The sequence below is a fragment of the Stutzerimonas nosocomialis genome, assembly GCF_005876855.1.
Lineage (GTDB): Bacteria > Pseudomonadota > Gammaproteobacteria > Pseudomonadales > Pseudomonadaceae > Stutzerimonas > Stutzerimonas nosocomialis.
In genome coordinates this window covers 1-19,307 of the sequence record NZ_QLAE01000044.1, presented here as the reverse complement: position 1 = coordinate 19,307, position 19,307 = coordinate 1, and the positions used below count along the sequence as shown (strand labels likewise).

18 protein-coding genes are annotated in these 19,307 nt (G+C 65.6%); 6 read left to right on the top strand and 12 right to left on the bottom strand.

Annotated elements, in window-relative coordinates; genetic code table 11:
* The first annotated feature begins 23 nt into the window (after positions 1–23).
* Positions 24–302, top strand: coding sequence for a DUF3509 domain-containing protein (locus DN824_RS19955; RefSeq protein WP_138410109.1), 279 nt, complete (start codon positions 24–26; stop codon positions 300–302).
* A gap of 190 nt (positions 303–492) precedes the next feature.
* Positions 493–1,296, top strand: coding sequence for a transglutaminase family protein (locus DN824_RS19950; RefSeq protein WP_138410108.1), 804 nt, complete (start codon positions 493–495; stop codon positions 1,294–1,296).
* A 14-nt stretch (positions 1,297–1,310) separates the two neighbouring features.
* Here DN824_RS19950 and DN824_RS19945 read toward each other — a convergent pair whose 3' ends face one another.
* The 5 genes from DN824_RS19945 to DN824_RS19925 all read right to left on the bottom strand — a co-directional run bounded on the left by DN824_RS19945 (position 1,311) and on the right by DN824_RS19925 (position 8,802).
* Complete coding sequence (locus tag DN824_RS19945; protein ID WP_138410107.1) at positions 1,311–3,932, bottom strand: LuxR C-terminal-related transcriptional regulator; 2,622 nt, start codon at positions 3,930–3,932, stop codon at positions 1,311–1,313.
* A gap of 237 nt (positions 3,933–4,169) precedes the next feature.
* Entirely contained in the window at positions 4,170–5,534 is a 1,365-nt protein-coding gene (locus tag DN824_RS19940; RefSeq protein ID WP_138410106.1) for a DUF1329 domain-containing protein, read from the bottom strand.
* A 122-nt stretch (positions 5,535–5,656) separates the two neighbouring features.
* A complete protein-coding gene (locus DN824_RS19935; protein ID WP_138410105.1) occupies positions 5,657–7,396 on the bottom strand; it encodes a DUF1302 domain-containing protein in 1,740 nt (579 codons plus the stop codon).
* Between the two features lie 372 nt (positions 7,397–7,768).
* Positions 7,769–8,245 (bottom strand): WbuC family cupin fold metalloprotein, encoded by a 477-nt coding sequence (locus DN824_RS19930; RefSeq protein WP_138410104.1) that lies wholly within the window; start codon positions 8,243–8,245, stop codon positions 7,769–7,771.
* Positions 8,245–8,802 carry a hypoxanthine-guanine phosphoribosyltransferase gene (locus DN824_RS19925; RefSeq protein ID WP_138410103.1) on the bottom strand — a complete coding sequence of 186 codons (558 nt, stop codon included), beginning with the start codon at positions 8,800–8,802 and terminating at the stop codon, positions 8,245–8,247. The genes DN824_RS19930 and DN824_RS19925 overlap by 1 nt, the downstream gene beginning before the upstream one ends.
* A 227-nt stretch (positions 8,803–9,029) precedes the next feature.
* On the opposite strand from DN824_RS19925, the gene upp reads away from it, so the two are divergent.
* Complete coding sequence (gene upp / locus DN824_RS19920) at positions 9,030–9,668, top strand: uracil phosphoribosyltransferase (RefSeq protein ID WP_138410102.1); 639 nt, start codon at positions 9,030–9,032, stop codon at positions 9,666–9,668.
* Positions 9,669–9,670: 2 nt separating this feature from the next.
* The gene (locus tag DN824_RS19915) at positions 9,671–10,936 is read left to right on the top strand and encodes a uracil-xanthine permease family protein (protein ID WP_138410101.1); all 1,266 of its coding nucleotides are present in this window, start codon (positions 9,671–9,673) and stop codon (positions 10,934–10,936) included.
* A 49-nt stretch (positions 10,937–10,985) separates the two neighbouring features.
* Here the strand turns inward: DN824_RS19915 and hemH are convergent, their stop codons facing one another.
* Positions 10,986–12,005 carry a ferrochelatase gene (gene hemH / locus DN824_RS19910; protein WP_138410100.1) on the bottom strand — a complete coding sequence of 340 codons (1,020 nt, stop codon included), beginning with the start codon at positions 12,003–12,005 and terminating at the stop codon, positions 10,986–10,988.
* Between the two features lie 328 nt (positions 12,006–12,333).
* On the opposite strand from hemH, the gene DN824_RS19905 reads away from it, so the two are divergent.
* Both DN824_RS19905 and DN824_RS19900 read left to right on the top strand, forming a co-directional pair.
* On the top strand, positions 12,334–13,335 hold the full coding sequence (locus DN824_RS19905; RefSeq protein WP_138410099.1) for an NAD(P)/FAD-dependent oxidoreductase: 1,002 nt from the start codon (positions 12,334–12,336) through the stop codon (positions 13,333–13,335).
* A 103-nt stretch (positions 13,336–13,438) separates the two neighbouring features.
* Positions 13,439–13,756 (top strand): YkgJ family cysteine cluster protein, encoded by a 318-nt coding sequence (locus DN824_RS19900; RefSeq protein WP_138410098.1) that lies wholly within the window; start codon positions 13,439–13,441, stop codon positions 13,754–13,756.
* Positions 13,757–13,792: 36 nt separating this feature from the next.
* Here the strand turns inward: DN824_RS19900 and DN824_RS19895 are convergent, their stop codons facing one another.
* From DN824_RS19895 to hemA, 6 genes are all read right to left on the bottom strand, one after another.
* The gene (locus tag DN824_RS19895) at positions 13,793–14,308 is read right to left on the bottom strand and encodes an acyloxyacyl hydrolase (RefSeq protein WP_138410097.1); all 516 of its coding nucleotides are present in this window, start codon (positions 14,306–14,308) and stop codon (positions 13,793–13,795) included.
* A gap of 82 nt (positions 14,309–14,390) precedes the next feature.
* Positions 14,391–15,182, bottom strand: a complete 792-nt coding sequence (gene murI / locus DN824_RS19890) for a glutamate racemase (RefSeq protein ID WP_138410096.1) — start codon at positions 15,180–15,182, stop codon at positions 14,391–14,393.
* Positions 15,175–15,930 carry a molybdopterin-synthase adenylyltransferase MoeB gene (locus DN824_RS19885; RefSeq protein ID WP_138410095.1) on the bottom strand — a complete coding sequence of 252 codons (756 nt, stop codon included), beginning with the start codon at positions 15,928–15,930 and terminating at the stop codon, positions 15,175–15,177. Before DN824_RS19885 ends, murI begins: the two co-directional genes overlap by 8 nt.
* Entirely contained in the window at positions 15,920–16,795 is an 876-nt protein-coding gene (prmC, locus tag DN824_RS19880) for a peptide chain release factor N(5)-glutamine methyltransferase (protein ID WP_174236548.1), read from the bottom strand. The genes DN824_RS19885 and prmC overlap by 11 nt, the downstream gene beginning before the upstream one ends.
* Before the next feature lie 69 nt (positions 16,796–16,864).
* Positions 16,865–17,947 (bottom strand): peptide chain release factor 1, encoded by a 1,083-nt coding sequence (gene prfA, locus DN824_RS19875; protein WP_138410094.1) that lies wholly within the window; start codon positions 17,945–17,947, stop codon positions 16,865–16,867.
* Positions 17,947–19,212, bottom strand: coding sequence for a glutamyl-tRNA reductase (gene hemA / locus DN824_RS19870; RefSeq protein WP_138410093.1), 1,266 nt, complete (start codon positions 19,210–19,212; stop codon positions 17,947–17,949). Before hemA ends, prfA begins: the two co-directional genes overlap by 1 nt.
* Positions 19,213–19,307: the final 95 nt, after the last annotated feature.

The following is a 19,307-nucleotide window of genomic DNA, read 5'->3' as shown; positions in this document are numbered from 1 at the left end:
CCACCCATTACAGGTAAATCAGCATGAACAGTCCTTTCAAACTGATCAGTGACGTGTTCCAGCCCAAGTACCGAGTCAACTTCAGTATCGAGAAGCCCGACGGCAGCATTCTGCTGACGCTGTCGGACGACAATGGCGTTGCAGTGAAACGCTTCATGACGGCCGAACAGTGGCAGGATCAGGAAAAGCTGCAGCGCCTGATCACCAGCCTGAGCATGAGCCTGGCGATCGAGCGCGGCGATTCGTCGTCCATGGTCGCGGCCTCCAGTGGCCTTCGGATGCCGGCGTCCGCCACGGCCTGATCCAATAGCCTGATGCCTGCAGGCTGCCTCGCGTGATCCATTCGTTACGATAAGAACAAGAACCCTTTTCCCCCTGTACCGTTCCCGAGACGCGTACGGGTTTCGCCGCGTCCGCGCAAAGGAAGGCCGGACGCTGGACGAAACCGCCTAGGCGAGCTTTGCTGATGACATCTCCATGTGGGGAGCATTCATGAACCCTCGCCACGCCTGCCTGAAATGCCTGGAACAAAACCCGCCGGACCTGTTCGGTGCCGCGCTCTGGGTTGCCGTCGAACACGAGTCCACGCTGGACATCGACGCCACGCGGCACCTCCTGTCCCAGCTTTGCCTGCAGCTCGATGCGGCGCTTCCCGTGCTCCCGCCGCGCGAACTTGCCCAGCCGCTGCTGCGCCAGCTCTGCGGCCTGGGCTTTCACCAGGAAGACGAACGCCCGTTGCGACCCGAAGCGGCGCGGGTCGACCGGGTGCTGCGGCGACGCCGGGGCCAGCCCTTGTCGATCGCGATCATTGCCCTGGAGCTGGCACGGCGCCTGGGTATCCCTCTGACAGCCGTCAACTTCCCGGGGCATGTGCTGCTCAAGGTGCCGGGCGGCGACCATCTGCTCGATCCCTGCACGGGGCGACGTCTCTATCCGCGAGATTGCCAGACGCTGCTCGATCGCTACTTCAAGGGGCGCCTGACCTTGCAGGCGCATCACCTGCACCCAAGCGATGCGCGCTATCTGGTGCAGCGCCTGTCGCGCAATCTTCGCCAACTGCATCAGCAGGTCGCGGAGCCGCTGGCGGCGCTGCGCGATGCCGAAAGGGTGATCGAACTCGGCTCGCCGACACTCAACGACCACCTGGCGCGCGCCGATCTCTATCAGCTGCTGGACTGCCCCCACGGCGAGCGCTTCGATCTCGAGCGGGCCCTGCTGCTCAGCGAAGACCCGATGCAGCGCATCGTACTGACGCAGCGCCTGCGCTCGCTCCAGCGGACGCTCGCCCTTCATTAGCGAACCGCCGTGGCTCAGAGCAGCGCAAGCGCCTTGGCTTTGGCGACGGCCTGAGTGCGCCGGGCGACGCCCAGCTTGGTGTTGATCCGCCGGGCATGGGTCTTGACGGTATGCAGGGAGATGAACAGCTGCTCGGCGATCTCCAGGTTCGAGCAGCCTTGGGCGATCAGCTTGAGCACGGTCAGCTCCCGGTTGCTGAGCACGGCCTCGTCAGCCGGGACGACAGCGTCCTCGACCTCCCGCTCGTATTGCAGCAAACGCTCGCGCAGGCTTTCGCCGCGGCTTGCCGGCAAGACGCGCGCAAGCCATTGCGGCTGGCGAAGCTGAAATTCGTAGAGCGGCTTGACCAGCCTCTGCCGGGCCGCTTCGGCCAGCGCCCTACCCAGTTCCACCTCCGCTTCGGCCGGCCGCCCGGCTGCCGCACAGGCCTCGGCCAGCGCGAAGCGGCATTCGCAGACCAGGCCCAGCTGCTGGGCCTGCGACAACTGCTCGATCAGCTCGCGCAGGCGCACGATGGCCGCCCCTGCCCGCCCCTCGAGCAGATCGATCACCGCCAGATAGCGCTGCAGGCGGGGCCTCAGCTCGTAGAATCCCGAGGGGGGCAGGTAGTCGCCGTCCCGATACAGCTCCTCCACCTGCGCCAACGCGCCGCGCGCCTTCTTCAGCTCGCCCTGATGCAGCCAGGCGACCCCTGTCAGCAACAGCAGCAGCCCACGAAACCGCGCTTCGGGCACGTGCCGCCACTGCATCAGGCGTTCGGCCTCGCGTAGCCAATGGTACGCCGCGGTGAAGTCCTGGTTGCGCGCGGCCAGTTCGGCCAGGCCCAGATAGCCGTAGAAGGCGTAGGAATCGCCGCAGGTTTCGGTTTCCACCCGGCCCTTCTGATAGGCGACCCGCGCGCCTTCGTCGAGCCCCTGAAAGGACAGCAGGTGCCCCTGCAACAACTGTAGCCGCCCGAGAATCGGGCTGTGGCGCACGGTGTCGCGCAGAGCCAGCAAGGCTTCATCCAGCACACCGACGGCGCGGTCCAGCTCTCCGGTCATTTCCAGCAGCTGGATGCGGTCGGTACTCAGCATGACTTCATACAGCACGCTGCCCTTGAGCCGGGCCAGCTTCATGCCTTCGCTGTTGTAATGCTGCGCCAGATCGAACCGCCCCTCGGCCATCGACTGCTGCGTCAAGGCCTGGAAGCACAGCACGCGCTGGGCCCAGGCGTTGTCGGCCAGCACGTCGAGGGCTTGCAGACAATGCTCGCGCGCGCCCGGCTCGCCCCTCAGGCGGGCAACGAACCCGCGCAGCGCTTGCCACTGGGCCAGCAACTGGGTCTGCCGTCGCGCATCGGGTTGCGGAAAGAACTTCGCCAGGTCCGCCAGACATTCCTCGGCTTCGTCCAGCCGCGCACAGATGACCAGCGCCCAGCCGTGGAGGACGATCAGCCGCGTGGTGCTGGCGAACAGCGCATGGGGCAGCTCGCTGCGCCATTTGAGAAAGTGCGAGACGTTCTCCCCGATCAGCAACTGTTCCTGGCCGAAGCGCTGCAGGTAATTGGCCGCCACTTCCGGCTGGCCCGCCCACAGGGCATGCTCGACGGCCTCGCGCATCTCGCCGCGACTGGCGAACCACTGGCAGGCGCGCAGGTGCACCTGGGTCGGCAGCACCGCCTCGGGCAGACGCTGAAGGATCAGCGCCAGCGGACGCCACAGCCGATACCACTGACCGCAGCTGTCGACCTGATGGATGAACAGTTGGAAGGTCTTGAGCACTTGCAGCAGGTCGCTGCCTCCGCCTTCGAGCACGTGGTCGCACAGCTCCGCCGAGAAGCGCGGCATGCGGGCCAGCGCGAAAAGCGCCCGGCGCACGTCGTCCCCCTGCCCTTCGAGCACTTCGCGATGGACGTAATCACGCAACAGCGGCGTGCCCGCCCCGAGGCGCTCGCGCACGGCCTGCTCGTCGGCGTTCAGCAACAGCAGGCACACGCCCGCCAGCCAGCCTTCGGTGGCGCGCATCAACTCGTCGAAGGTATCGCTCGCCAGCCGTTGCCCCTGCGCCTCGAGCAAACGCCGGAGCTCGTCGGCGGTCAGCGCCAGCGCCTCGGCCTCCACCTCGAGGAGGTCGCCCTGCAACAGCAGACGCGGCAGCTTCCAGGCCGGTTGGCGCCGACTGCTGACCCACCACGAGAGCGAACGCGGGCCTTGCTCGATGAGCACGTCGAGGCACTGGTCGAGCTCGGGGCTGAGTTGCCGTGGGTAGTCGTCGAGCATGATCCACAGGGGACGGTGGAATCGCCCGAGCAGCGCGAGCAGGTCATCCTGCACGTGCCCCTGACGCTCGCCGGCGTACCCGAGCGCGAGGCTCAGGCGTGCGTAGAGGTCATCGGGAGTAAAGGACCGGCCGCCCAGGTCCAGCCAGATGACCTGCATGTCCGTGGGGGCCTGACGCGCGCATTCGCTCATCAGCACGCTCTTGCCGAAGCCTGCCGGCGCACAGATCAGACGCAGACGGCAGTCGGCCGTCAGCAAGGAGGAGGTCAGACGGGGGCGAGGCAGGTGCAGAGGCGGCAGCCGAGGCACGCCCGCACCCTGCAGCGGCATGGGCGTGGAGGTATCGATGGCACCAAGACTGAGGCGTACGGACATGGCTACCTTTCTCTCTGCTCGAGACAGTCCCTTGAAAAGCGTAGCGGGCGTAGGGGATGTGCAAGCAGGCAGCCTCCCTTCTGGCCACCTCTTCGCTCGCCTGCCTTACACCGCCGGACCATCGCTTGCGTTGTTGTTCGATGGCCCCTAATGGCCAACAAGTATCATCTATCCTCCTATTCAACACAAAAAAGGCGGCCAAATGGCCGCCTTATCCAGCAATCGAATACCTCTCGATCAACGTACCCCAGCGTTGCGCAGCGCCGCCGGCGTGAAATCGCGCGCCGAAGCCTTGTAGCCGTACTGGTGCGGTTTTTCCTCGTTCGACATGCCGATCGCGATGTAACGACCGGAGATGATGTCGTACAGCGCCTCGAAGGCGTAGGTCGGCACCTTCAGGTTGTAGTACTGGATCATGTGGGCCTCGCCGACCCGCCAGAGCTGGCCACGACCGTCGTACAGTTCGGAATGGGCGATGTTCCAGGTGTCCTCGTCGATGAAGAAGCGGCGCTTTCCATAGATGTTGCGCTCACCCTGCTTGAGGGTGGCCTCGACTTCCCACACGCGGTGCAGCTCGTAGCGCGCCAGGTCCTGATTGACGTGGCCAGCCTTGATGATGTCGCTGTACTTGAGGTCGCTGGAAGCGATCTCATAGCTGTTGTAAGGGATGTACAGCTCGCGCTTGCCGACCAGCTTCCAGTCGTAGCGATCCGGCGCGCCGCTGAACATGTTGAAGTTGTCGGTGGTACGCATCCCGTCGGCGGCGGTACCCGGACCGTCGTAGGCGACCTGCGGCGCACGGCGCACGCGACGCTGGCCGGCGTTGTAGATCCAGGCCTGGCGTGGCTCCTTGACCTGGTCGATCGAGTCGTGAACCAGCAGCACGTTACCGGCCAGGCGCGACGGCGCGGTTACCCGCTGCTTGAAGAACAGCAGCGCATTCTTGGCCCGCTCGGGATCGAGATCGGTCATCTCGCTGGGGAAGGCCACCTCGTCCTCGAAGGAGACCAGGGTATAGCTGCCGTTGGTCTGCGGAGTGGCCTGGACGATGTTGCGGCGCACGTTGCCGCCCCGGTAGGCGGTCAGGTGGTTCCAGATGGCCTCGAGGCCATCCTTCGGAATCGGGAAGGCGTAGTAGCGGCTGTCGGTGAAGTTCTGCAGGCCGTTGCCGCCTTCGATCAGTTCGGTGTTCAGCGCGCTCCTCTTCGCCGCCTCGTAGATCGCATCGGGCGCGGCCGCCGTACGGTGCGTCGGGAAGACTCGCATCTTGTAGGTATCGGGATAGCGCTTGAACATGGCCAGCTGGCCGGCGGACAGCTTGTCCTTGTACTGGTCGACGTTCTGCGCGGTGATCACGAACTGGGGCTGTTCGTTGGCAAACGGATTGCCGATATGGCCGGAGGGCTTGAGCGGCGCGGCGTCGGTCGGCAGGCCGCCGGTCCACTCGGGAATGGTGCCCGCGGCGTTGCCGGCTCTTTCGGCACCCAGCGGGGTCAGCGTGCTACCGAGCTTGGCCGCCTCTTCCTGCGAAACGGCCGCCATCACGCTGCTGGCGAGCAGGGAGAACGCCAGCGCACTGATCAGCTTCGTTGTTGTTTTCATACGATTCCACTTCCTCGTTAATCTTGTTTTTGGTCGGAGGCCTTGCGTATCGCGCGCCGATCGGCCGGCAAGCACGTCTGGAGACGTACCTGCGGCCTGGCGTTGTAACTGAACAGTCCTCCTTAGAAGTTCATGCCCACACTGAGTGCGAGGAAGTCGCGGTCAACCAGGGTGTTGTAGTCGCCGCCGAAGAAATCGGTGTACGACAGGCTGACGGTGTAGGTGTTCTGGTATTCGGCATCCAGACCGATGCTGACCGCCTTGGAGCCTTCGTTGAACACCGGGCTGTAACCCTGAACGTCATGGGACAAGGTGATGTTCGGCGTCAGGTTCACGCCGGCGAACACGTTGCTGTAGTTGGCCATGCCGCGCAGGCGGTAACCCCAGGAATTGGCGGTCGCGAAGCCGTCGTTGCCGTAGCGGGCATTGTCGAGCCCATAGATCGAGTCCCGTCCGTACCGCAGCTCCCTCTTGCTTTCCAGGCCGCCGATGTGGAGGTAGCCGATCTCGCCCACCAGCGTGACCCGGCCTGCGCCCAGCACCTGATCGATGAAGTGGGTGAAGGTGGTTTGCAGCTGGGTCATCTCTTTGCGGTTGTAGCCGCGGTGCACCTGGTCGGCAGCCGCCGCCCCGCCTGCCACGACCGTAGTCGCCAGACGCTGCGTCAGGTCGGTGGTATTGATCTGCAGCGGCGCATTCGGACGGTAGCTGATCTCACCCGACCATGCCGTCCCGGTGGGCAGCGTCGTCGAGAAGCTGGCACCGTAGAGGCGGATGTCCTCGGGGTATTCGAGGTAGTAGGAACCCCGTCCGAGTAGAACCGCCTGGGCGCTGGCTCCTGCACCCAGCGCGGCGCCGATGCTGGCCAGGTCCGCGTTCTGCAGGGTCACGTTGGGAGTACGGCTGTGGTAGTTCATGAAATACACGCCGTACTCGGCGGCATCGGCCAGCCAGCGAAGCGCTACGCCATACTGTCCGGAGTCGCGCGCATCGCGGTCGCCGGCACGCCTGACCACTACGCCTTCGGAAGTCGTGTCGATACCATAGGCGGCACGCAGCGCAGCCTGCTGCGCCGGGCTGAACGAGGTAGTGCCCACCGTGTAGTTCATGTCGCAGCCATCGGCCAGCACGTCGGATGCGAAGAAGGTCCCGCAGTTATCGACGATGGTCTGGTCCCACTCCAGCTGGTAGAAGCCTTCGACGCTGAGCTGGTCGGACAAGCCCTGGGACAGGTAGACCATGTTCACCGGGATCAGGCCTTCCTTGAGCTCGGCCCCCGGACGACGCAAGGCGGCGGCGTCCAGCGGGTTGATCGCGTTGATCGAGTTACCGATGAAGGTACTTTCGCCCCAGCTGACCACCTGGCGACCGAAGCGGACGGTGCCGGGCAGATCGCCTGCCACGTAGTTGTGGTAGATGAAGGCGTCGAGGATCTGCGCACCCGAAGACTGGGCCGCAGTCTTGCGGTTGCTGTCGCTGATGTCCTTGAACAGCCGGCTCTCGTCCTTCAGTTCGAAGTCGTACCAGTACTTGCCGCGAATGAACGCGCCGCTGTCGCGATAGCGCAGCTCCAGGTCATGGACGCCCTTGAAGATTTTCGAAAAGGTCTCGCCCTTCTTGAAGTTCAGGCGGTTGTCGTCGCCCGTCTGGGTGTAGCCGGTACCGCCATTGGTCACACCGACCAGATCCATGTCGCGATCGGTGGTCGACCAGCTGGCCCCGATGGAAATGGACGAATCGAACTGTCCCTCGATCTCACCGATGTTGAAATTCACTGCGAAGGCCGGGGTGGCAGTCCCCAGGGCAATCGCAACGGCGAGCAGTTTTGGCTGGAAGAATCCTTGCCTTTTTGTTGTTGTCATACGGCACTCCTGTTGGTTCTTGAGTGAGCTAACCCTAACCAGACGGTACCAAGCGGTTAAGCGCACTAAGGTTTGATTTGTCTTGTAATCCTTTAGGATGAATACCCTTCCCAGCGCTGGCTCGTGGCGCTGCTTTTCGCCATGGCCGCCCGGCGGGCGCCCCTGAGCTTAATCACCCGGCCGAACCCTGCAAAGCGCGGCATCCGGTCAGGATGCGAAACAGGGCGCTGCAGGCCACGGCGCATCAGGCGTGCAGGACGATGAGCACCGCGACGAAACACTTTTAGAGGGTGTGCGGCCAGGTGAACGCACCCGAACTCAGAGCGTTACCAGCCCTGGCGGATTGGGGTGAAAGGAAACAGCCGAACCGGATCAGACCTCGAACTGGGCGCGCATCCAGTCGAGATAGCGCCGGGCGTCCGTGTCACCCTCCCGGGGCGCCCAGGTTGGGCGTTCATCCCCTTCGGGGGCCCGATAGGGACCGGCCTTGCATTCGAACATCAAGGTGTCGGCTTCGAGCACGACGAAGGCGTGGAAGATTCCGGGCGGCAGATCGACGCCAACGCATTCGCCGCCCGCCTCGAGCACGCGGCGCTCGGTGACCGCGCCCGAGTCATCGAACACCAGCAGACCAAGGCTGCCCCGCAGGACCAGAATGCTCTCGGACTTGTCGGCCTCGAGATGGCGGTGCGGGGCGATGTAGGTATCGGGTTGCAGCCCTACCGCCAACCGGTGGCAGGGCTCGCTCATCCGATGGAAGGCATGATGATGGCGTCGCCGCTCGCTGGAGCGAGCGGCATCGGCGAGGGCCTCGAACAGATCCTGATCGAGGTAACGCGGTGCGGTCATTACAGACCCTTGACCGCGTAGATGCCGGCGGCGTTACGCCAGTAGCCCTTGTAGTCCATGCCATAACCGAAGATGTAGCGATCGATGCAGCTCAGGCCGACGAAATCCGCCTTGAGGTCGGGACGGGCCTTGCGCTGGTGCTCCTTGTCGATCAGTACCGCGGTATGCACCGCCGCAGCCCCGGCGTGGCGGCAGAAGTCGATGATCGCACCCAGGGTATGACCTTCGTCGAGGATGTCGTCGATGATCAGCACGTCCCGGTCAATGAAGGAGATTTCCGGCTTGGCCTTCCAGAACAGCTCACCGCCGCTGGTCTCGTTGCGGTAGCGTGTGGCGTGCAGATAGGACAGTTCCAGCGGGAAACCCAGCTTGGTGACCAGCTTGCCGGCGAAGATCAGCCCGCCGTTCATCACGCAGAAGACCACAGGATTGCGCTCGGCCAGCTCGCCGTTGATTTTCTCGGCCACCCGGTCGATTGCCGCTTCCACCTCGGCTTCGGTGTAAAGGCAGTCGGCCTCATCCATGATCTGGCGGATATGTGCGAGCTCGGCGGGCATGATGCGGGGTTCTCCAATGCAGGTTTGGGACAGGCAACCAGCCTAGCAGCCCTGGCCGCCAGGTGGCACACGCCGCGACGAATCCAGAAGGCCGCCGCGGCCAGATAAAAAAGGGCGCGACGATACGCAACCTCACGTCGAGCGGCAAGCCGCAGGGCCCGATCCGCATAGCCGCTGGCCTGGGGATGCTTTAATCTAAGCCGGTTTTTTTGCCCGCCGGAGCCGTCATGCCCATTCAAGAGATCCGCCATCCGCTGATCCGTCACAAGCTCGGCCTCATGCGCCGCGCCGACATCAGCACCAAGAACTTCCGCGAACTGGCTCAAGAAGTCGGCTCCATCCTCACCTACGAAGCCACGCGGGACCTGCCGCTCGAGCACTACAGCATCGAAGGCTGGTGCGGGCCGGTCGAGGTCGAGAAGATTTCCGGCAAGAAGATCACCGTGGTGCCCATCCTGCGGGCCGGCATCGGCATGCTCGACGGCGTGCTCAGCCTGATCCCGGGCGCGAAGGTCAGTGCGGTGGGCATCGCACGCAACGAGGAAACCCTCCAGGCGCACACCTACCTGGAAAAGCTGGTTCCCGAAATCGACCAGCGGCTGGCGATGATCATCGATCCGATGCTAGCCACCGGCGGCTCGATGGTCGCGACCATCGACATGCTGAAGAAGGCCGGTTGCAAGGAGATTCGCGCACTGGTCCTGGTCGCCGCCCCGGAAGGTATCGCCGCCGTGGAGAAGGCTCACCCGGACGTGACCATCTTCACCGCCTCGATCGACCAGAAACTCGATGCCAACGGCTACATCATTCCCGGCCTGGGCGACGCGGGCGACAAGATTTTCGGCACCAAGCAGAAGGACGTCTGAGCATGCAGGAACACATGAGCGATCCGCTCTGGCGTCAGGCGCTGGCCGGCTCGCAGATGCTGTTCGTGGCATTCGGTGCCCTGGTGCTGATGCCGCTGATCACCGGGATGGACCCCAACGTCGCCCTGTTCACCGCAGGCCTCGGCACCCTGGTGTTCCACCTGGTCACCCGCAACCAGGTTCCGGTGTTCCTGGCGTCCAGCTTCGCCTTCATTGCCCCGATCCTGGCGGCCCAGATCGAATTCGGCCTGCCGGCGACCCTCGGCGGCCTGGTCGCCGCGGGGGTCATGTACATGCTGCTGGCCGGTGCGGTGAAGCTCAAGGGCACCGGTTTCATCGATCGCCTGCTGCCTCCGGTGGTGATCGGCCCGGTGATCATGTCGATCGGCCTGGGGCTCGCCCCGGTGGCCGCGAACATGGCGATGGGCAAGGCCGGTGACGCCAGCGTGCAGCTGGTGCCCTACAACACCGCTTTGATGATCTCCCTTCCGGCGCTGCTGACCACCCTGGTGGTGGCGGTGGTCGGCCGGGGCATTTTCCGTCTGGTGCCGATCCTGGCCGGCGTGGCCGTCGGCTACCTCCTGGCCTGGCTGCTGGGCGTGGTGGATTTCTCGTCCATCGCGGCCGCGCCCTGGCTGGCGCTGCCGAACTTCGTCGCCCCCGAGTTCCACTGGGGTGCCATCCTGTTCATGCTGCCGGTCGCCATCGCGCCGGCGATCGAGCATATCGGCGACGTCCTGGCGATCGGAACCGTGACGGGCAAGAACTACCTGAAGAAGCCCGGCCTGCACCGTACCCTGCTGGGCGACGGCCTGGGCACCTCGGCGGCGGGCATGTTGGGCGGGCCGCCCAACACCACCTACTCGGAGGTGACGGGGGCGGTCATGCTGACGAAGAACTTCAACCCGCGGGTGATGCTGTGGGCCGCCGCCGTCGCCATCGTGCTGGCCTTCATCGGCAAGTTCGGCGCCGCGCTGCAGAGCATCCCGGTACCGGTCATGGGCGGCATCCTGTGCCTGCTGTTCGGCTCCATCGCGGTGGTCGGGCTGAACACGCTGATTCGCCACCATGTGGATCTTTCCGAGGCGCGCAACCTGGTGATCGTCGCGGTGACCCTGGTGTTCGGCATCGGCGGGATGGTCATTGGCGCCGGCGACGTCAGCCTCAAGGGCATTTCGCTGTGCGGCATCATCGCCATTCTGCTCAACCTGCTGCTTCCCGGCGGCCACGGCTGGCGTGACCGCGACGGCCACGACCCGCTGCACTGACGACATGAAAAAGGCGCCAACCGGCGCCTTTTTGCAGCCGGGCAACGCCTTACAGCGGCTGGACGCTCCGACGACAGAGCTGCGCCAGCGACGTGATCCAGCGAGGGTGATCGTTCAGGCAGGGCACCAGCACCAGCTCCTCGCCTCCCGCCGCCATGAACTGTTCGCGCCCGCGATCGCCGATCTCCTCGAGGGTCTCGATGCAGTCGGCGACGAAGGCCGGACACATCACCAGCAAGCGCTTCACGCCCTGCGCCGCGAGCTCGTCGAGCCGCGTCTCGGTGTAGGGTTCGATCCATTTGTCCTTGCCCAGCCTGGACTGGAACGACACCGACCACTGTCCCGGATGCAGCCCGGCGCGCTCGGCGAACAGCTCGGCGGTGCGCAGGCACTGGCTGCGATAGCAGCGTGCAAGCACCTCGTCGCTGACCCCGTGGCTATCGGTCGCGCGCAGGTCGTGCCCGGGCTCCTTGACCAACTTGCGGATGTGCCGCTCGGGCAGGCCATGGAAGCTCAGCAGAAGGTGGTCGAACGGCTGCTGCAGGTGGGGCCGCGCACTGTCGACCAGCGCACCGAGGTATTCGGGCTGATCGTAGAACGGCTGCAGGACGTTGACCTCGAACTTGAGGTCGTGCCGCGCGACCACCCGCCGTGCCTCTTCGATCGCGGTGGTGGTGGTGCTGTCGGCGAACTGGGGATAGAGCGGCGCGAGCGTCAGGGTCGTGATGCCCTGCTCCGCCAGGCGCAGCAGAACCGATTCGATCGACGGCTCGCCGTAACGCATCGCCAGCTCGACCGGGCCCTGGCTCCACTGCAGGCGCATCCTTTCCTGCAGCCGCCGGCTGAGCACGATCAAAGGCGAGCCTTCGTCCCACCAGATCGACTCATAGGCATGCGCCGACTGGGCGGGCCGCCGGATCAGGATCAGCGACACCAGCAAGCGCCTCAGGGGCCAGGGCAGGTCGACGACATAAGGATCCATCAGGAACTGGTCGAGGTAGCGGCGCACGTCGCCGACCTTGGGCGAGGCAGGCGAACCCAGGTTAATCAGCACCAGTGCATGGGTCATGGCAGATCCTGTCGAGTGAAACCGGCAAAGCCGGCAACGTGAATGGGCGCCATTATAAAAACGCCACGACCGTCGCGCCGCTTGTAAACCTCAATGGGGGCGATTGTTTTTTGCCGCTGCGCCTGATGACCATCGGTCAGCAACCCCTGCCCGCGAGCCTCGCCACATCCCCCTGGGCAAACCATCCGTTTTAGTCTGTCTAGATGACAAGACGTTATTGCACCCTGAACGCAGGTCTGATTAGTTACTGGGTGCAATCTGCAGGAGCACCGGGCCCCCGCTTGCCATCCTGGCCAGCCGACCCGACCTGCAAGAAACGAGGGTAACCATGAGCATCCCCATCGCCATCATCGGCACCGGCATTGCCGGGCTATCCGCGGCACAGGCTCTGGTCGAGGCAGGCCTTGACGTCCAACTGTTCGAAAAGAGCCGTGGCAGCGGCGGGCGCATGGCCAGCAAGCGCAGCGAAAGCGGCTCGCTCGACCTCGGCGCGCAATATTTCACCGCCCGTGACCGGCGCTTCGCCGAAGCGGTACAGCAATGGCGCGCCCGCGGCTGGGCAGCCGAGTGGACGCCTGCCCTTTACCACTCCCGCGAAGGCCGCCTGAGCCCGTCACCGGACGAACAGGTGCGCTGGGTCGGCACGCCGCGCATGAGCTCGATCACCCGCGCCCTGCTCGGCGCCCTTCCCGTGCAGTTTTCCTGCCGCATCACCGAGGTGTTTCGCGGCGACCAGCATTGGCACCTGCAGGATGCCGACGGCAACAGCCACGGCCCGTTCAGCCACGCCATCATCGCCACCCCGGCTCCCCAGGCCACCAACCTGCTGGCCGCGGCTCCGAAGCTCGCCAGCGTGGCGGCCAGCGTCACCATGGAGCCCACCTGGTCGGTGGCGCTGAGCTTCGCCGAGCCGCTCGACACGCCGGTCGAAGGCTGCTTCGTGCAGGACAGCCCCCTCGACTGGCTGGCACGCACCCGGAGCAAGCCGGGCCGAGCCTCCAGCCCCGACAGCTGGGTACTGCATGCCAGCAGCGAATGGAGCCGGCACAACCTGGACCTGTCCCGGGAGCGCGTCATCGAGGCCCTGCACGGCGCCTTCGCCGAGATGATCGGCTGCGCCGTGCCGCCACCAGTCGAAAGCATCGCCCATCGCTGGCTCTATGCCAGGCCGGCGGCCGCTCACCAGTGGGGTGCGCTGTCGGACGGTGACCTGGGCCTCTATGCCTGCGGTGACTGGTGTTCGTCCGGGCGGGTCGAAGGCGCCTGGCTCAGCGGCCAGGAAACCGCCAAGCGATTGCAGGCGCACCTCGCCAGTCACGCCTGGACCTGAATCACGAAACGCCGGCCGCAGCGGCGACCGGCGCCCGCTTCGCAGAAGCGCACCGCCCGACCGCCGGCACGCAACCGAGGCTGGCGAACGCTAGACTGCGCCGATGAATGATTCGCTGATCCCTCACCAAGCCCTTTCGACCGAAGAACCCACCGTCAGCTGTTCGACCTGCGCGGCCTGCTGCTGCCGGCTGGAGGTCATGCTGATCAGTGAAACCGGAGTACCCGAGCGCTATATCGAGACCGATCGCTGGGGTGGACAGGTCATGCGCCGGCTGGACGATGGCTGGTGTGCCGCACTGGACCGCGACAGCATGCGTTGCACCATCTACGCCAATCGCCCGTGGATCTGCAGGGAATTCGAGACAGGCTCGCAGGATTGCCTGGAAGAGCGCCGCGACCTGCTGGTCGCCTATCGCTGAAGCGGGCGGATCGACGTCGCGATCCGCCCGTCTGGCTCAGAACGCCACGCGGTAGTGCACCGCGTAGCTCTCGACGCCATCGTTGGGCTTCTTGATGCCCGCGTTGGAATAATGGATCGCCCGCACGCCGATCTCGTGGCCGCCGTTGAAGCGCAGGCCCAGACCGATACGGTCTTCGAACTGGAAGGTGGTGCTCAGGTCGTTGTTTTCCAGTTCGGTGTTTTCGAACAGCGCGACGCCGATGCCTGCCTCGATGTAGGGACGCACGGTCTGCCCGGCGAACTCGTAAACGAACACGGGGGCGAAGGACAGGCTGTGGTTGGCGGTGGTCTCGTCACCTTCCCAATAGGTGTAGCCGGCGTCCCAGTATCCGGTCAGTCGGCCGACACTGGTCTGGAACCAGCTTCTCTGGAAGTCGAACTCGGCACCCAGCCGGTAGGTCATGGTCGATTCGCCGGTCTGGCCTACCGCCGCGGTCAGCGACATGGCGTTGGCAGCCACGGGTGCCAGGGAGCAAGCTGTCAGCGCAGCCAAGGCGATCAGTTTCTTCATCGGAACATCCTTATCGACGCGGAAAAAAATGGAATTATTTTGTATCGACTTCGAGTGAGAAACCAGGCGCAGCGGGGAGTTCCTAACCGGAGAAAAACGACACCGCTGCGGCCTCGCCCCAGAGCGCGGGCAATACCTCTTCCAGACGCCGTGGATCGCCGCTGCTCCAGAACTCGACAGCCCCGGTAGCCGGCAGCCTCGGGCCCTTGTCGTCGAGCAGCGCCTCGAGCCGCCTGGCCACCGCCTCGCCGGTATCGATCAGGCTGATGTCGTCCGGCAACATCTCGCGCAGCAGCGGCTTGATGAAGGGATAGTGCGTACAGCCGAGGATCAGCGTGTCGCAGCCGGCTTCGAGCAGTGGCGCGACGAAGCCTTCGAGCAGCTTGCGCGTATGCGCTGCGTCCAGCGCCCCGGCTTCGATGCACTCGACCAGCCCCGGACAGGGCTGGGTCACCACCCGAACGTCGCTGGCGAACCGATCGAGCAAGGCCGCGAACTTGGCGCTCTGCAAGGTTCCCGTGGTCGCGAGCACGCCCACCACGCCGCTGCGGGTAGCCCGCGCGGCCGGCTTGACGGCAGGCTCCATGCCAACCAGCGGCAGGTCCGGATAATGCTCGCGCAGCTCGACGATGCCGGCCGCCGTGGCCGTGTTGCAGGCCACCACCAGCGCCTTGGCGCCGCGCTCGAGAAGAAAGCGCGCGATGACCTGGCAGCGCTCGCGAATGAACGCCTGGCTCTTCTCGCCGTAAGGGACATGGCCGCTGTCGGCCAGGTAGATCAAGGATTCGCCCGGCAGCCGCGCCCGGATCTCGCGCAGCACCGACAGCCCGCCCACTCCTGAATCGAAGACGCCGACAGGCCCATGGCTAGCCACCGCGGCCACCGCACACCGCGCAGGCGGGGTCACGCTTGACGCGCAGCTCGCGGAACCGCGAGGAGAACCCGTCGATCAGCAACAGGCGCCCCACCAGCGGTTCGCCGAAGCCGGCCAGCAACTTCAGCGCTTCGAGCGCCTGCAGGCTGCCGACCAGCCCCACCAGCGGGCCGAGTACGCCGGCTTCGCTGCAGGTCAGCTCCGCTTCGCTGCCGTGGCCGTACAGGCAGTGGTAGCAGGGGCTGCGATCGTCCCGCGGATCGAACACCGAGAGCTGCCCCTCCAGGCGGATCGCCGCGCCGCTGACCAGCGGCTTGCGCGCGGCCACGCATGCCTGGTTGATCGCCTCGCGAATGGAGAAGTTGTCGGTGCAGTCCAGCACCAGGTCGACCGCCCGCACCGCCGCCTCCAGCGAGTCGGCATCGAGTCCCGCCCGATGCCCCAGCGTCACCACGTCGGGATTGAGCGCGGCGATGCGCGCGACGGCCGAGTCGACCTTGTGCAGGCCGACCGACGAGGTGTCATGGGCGATCTGTCGCTGCAGGTTGGTCAGATCGACCTGATCGAAATCGGCCAGGTGCAGCTCGCCGACACCGGCAGCGGCCAGATACAGGGCGACCGGCGAGCCCAGCCCGCCGAGCCCCACGATCAGCACGCGGCTGCCCTTGAGCTTGAGCTGCCCTTCGATATCGACCTGCTTGAGCAGAATCTGCCGGCTGTAGCGCAGCAGTTCCTCATCAGTGAGCATCGCCGCCCTCCTCGGAGTCTTGCAGATGCGACGCCAGCCGACCGAGGCTGACCCGCGGATTGCCGCCCAGGTCCGTGCGACTGTGCACCTGATCGAAGCCCCGGGCGACCAGCAGCCCGCGTACCGCCTCGGCCTGGTCGTAGCCGTGTTCGAGCAGCAGCCAGCCTTCGGCCTCCAGGTGTCGCGGCGCCTGATCGACGATCAGCCGGATATCGTCCAGCCCATCGTCCCCCGCCACCAGCGCGCTGCGCGGCTCGAAGCGCACGTCGCCCTGCGCCAGGTGCGGATCGCCTGCACGGATGTAGGGGGGGTTGCTGACGATCAGCGCGAAGCGCGCATCCGCCAGCGCGCCGAACCAGTCGCTCTGCATGAAGCGCGCATTGCGCAGGTCGAGCCGCTGGCGATTGCGCTCGGCCAGCGCCACCGCCGGCTCGATCCGGTCCACCCCCAGCACCTGCCAGGCAGGGCGTTCGCTGGCAAGCGCCAGTGCGATGGCGCCGGTGCCGGTCCCCAGATCCAGCACCCGGGCCGATGCCGACATCGGCAGCAGGCCAAGGGCGGTCTCCACCAGCAGTTCGGTATCCGGGCGGGGAATCAGGGTGTCCGGCGCGACGTCCAGCTCCAGGCTCCAGAAGCCCTGTCGGCCGAGGATGTAGGCGACCGGTTCGCCCTGCCGCCGGCGCGCCAGGCTGGCGGCGAAACGCTCGGCCACCTCGGCCGGCACTTCGCGCTCCGGCCAGGTACGCAGGTAGCTCAGGGGTTTGCCGAGGGCGGCGGCGAGCAGCCATTCGCTGTCTACCCGGGGGCTCGGCGAGTCAGGCAGGTCGGCGCTTTTCAGCAGTGCGGCGATGGTGGGCAGAGGCATCTCGAATCCGGCAGGCAGAACATCCATGGCAACGGCATCATCGGACCACCGCATCGGCGGTGGCCGGCATCAATCGCCCAGCGCGGCCAGCTGGTCGGCCTGGTACTCGAGCAGCAGCGGCTCGATCACCTGCTCGACCGCGCCACCGACCACCTCGTTGAGCGAATACAGGGTCAGGTTGATGCGGTGATCGGTCACCCGGCCCTGGGGGAAATTGTAGGTGCGGATTCGTTCGGAGCGATCGCCCGAGCCCACCAGCAGCTTGCGCGTGTCGGAGATTTCCTTGTGCGCGGCGGCGTCCTGCTGGTCCTGCAGCCGGGCCGCCAGCCAGGCCATCGCCTTGGCGCGGTTCTTGTGCTGCGAGCGTTCTTCCTGGCACTCCACCACGATACCGGTGGGCAGGTGGGTGATGCGGATCGCCGAGTCGGTCTTGTTCACGTGCTGGCCGCCCGCGCCGGAGGAGCGGTAGGTGTCGACACGCAGGTCGGCCGGATTGATCTCGATGGCGGCCTGCTCGTCCGGCTCGGGCAGCACCGCGACGGTGCAGGCCGACGTGTGGATACGGCCCTGGGACTCGGTTTCCGGCACGCGCTGAACGCGGTGGGCGCCGGACTCGAACTTGAGTTTGGCATAGACGTTGTCGCCCTCCACCCGCGCGATCACTTCCTTGTAGCCACCGTGCTCGCCGAGGCTTTCGGACAGGATCTCGACGCGCCAGCCCTGCCGCTCGGCGTAGCGCGAGTACATGCGAAACAGGTCGCCGGAGAAGATCGCCGCCTCGTCGCCACCGGTGCCGGCGCGGATCTCGAGAAACACGTTGCGCCCGTCGTTGGGGTCCCTGGGCAGCAGCATCCGCTGCAGGTCCTGCTCGAGCCGGGCCAGGCGCTCGTGCGCCTGCTCGACTTCCTCGGCGGCCATTTCCCGCACCTCGGGGTCGCTGTCCTTGAGCAACGCCTGGGCACCGTCGAGATCGTCCTGCACCTTGCGCAGTTCGCGGTAGGCCGCGATGATCGGCTCGACCTCGGCGTACTCCTTGGAGTAACTGCGAAACTTGTTCTGGTCGCTGATCACTTCGGCGTCGCCGAGCAGCGCCGTCAGTTCCTCGAAACGATCCTGGAGGGTGTCGAGCTTGTTGAGCAGCGATGCTTTCATCATTTTTCCGGGCTCTCGTCGAGAGCGAAGAGTTCCTGCGCCATGGTCAAGGCCTCGATTCGGCCTTCGGCAGAGAGTTTTTTCAGCTGCACGCTGGGCGCGTGCAGCAGTTTGTTGGTGAGTCCGCGCGCCAGCGCCGCCAGCACGTCATCGGCAGAGGCGCCATTGGCCAGCAGCCGCTGCGCGCGGGAAAGCTCTTCGTCGCGGATACGCTCGGCCTGCTGCCGATAGGCCTTGAGCACATCCACGGCGGCCAGCTCCCGCAGCCGCAACATGAAATCCTCGGTACCCGCGGCCACCAGTTCCTCGGCCGCCATCGCGGCGCCCTGGCGACTCTTGAGGTTTTCCGCGACCACCTCGTGCAGGTCGTCCACCGTATAGAGGTAAACGTCGTCCAGCTCGCCCACCTGCGGCTCTATGTCGCGCGGCACCGCGATATCGACCATGAACATGGGCTTGTGCTTGCGCCGCTTGAGCGCCTGTTCGACCGCCCCTTTGCCGAGGATCGGCAACTGGCTCGCGGTGGAACTGATGACGATGTCGCTGTTGGCCAGCTCGTCCGGGATGTCGGCCAGCAGGATCGCATGGGCGCCGAACTGCTCGGCCAGGGCGCTGGCGCGCTCCAGCGTGCGGTTGGCGACGACGATGCGTTTGACGCCCTGCTCGTGCAGGTGCCGGGCGACCAGGGTGATGGTCTCGCCCGCCCCGATCAGCAGCGCCTGGCTGCGATCGAGGTTGCTGAAGATCTGCCGCGCCAGGCTGACCGCGGCGAAGGCCACGGAGACCGGGTTCTCGCCGATGGCGGTATCGGTCCGCACCGTCTTGGCGGTGCTGAAGGTCGCCTGGAACAAACGTCCCAGCAGCGGACCGATGCTGCCCGCTTCCCGCGCCACCGCATAGGCGGACTTCATCTGCCCGAGGATCTGTGGCTCGCCGAGGACCATGGAGTCCAGCCCGGCGGCGACGCGCATCATGTGCCGCACCGCCTCGTCGTCCGTGTGCACGTAGGCGCAGGCCTTCAGATCGTCCAGGTCGAGGCGGTGATAGCTGGCCAGCCAGGCCAGCACGGCATCCGCCTCGACCTGATCCTGCTCCAGGTAGAGTTCGCTGCGGTTGCAGGTCGACAGGATCGCCGCTTCGCGAGTAGGCGTAACCCGGCACAGCTGCTGCAGAGCTTCAACGGTCTGCTCGGGTGTGAAAGCCACGCGCTCACGGACGTCCACCGAGGCGGTCTTGTGGTTGATGCCAAGCGCGATGAAGGGCATGCAGGGTCGCTGACTAAAAAACGGAGCCCGCAATTGTCCTACTTCGCCTGATCCAGAACAACCACCGCCGGCAATTGTCCCAGCTGCTGTCGAAC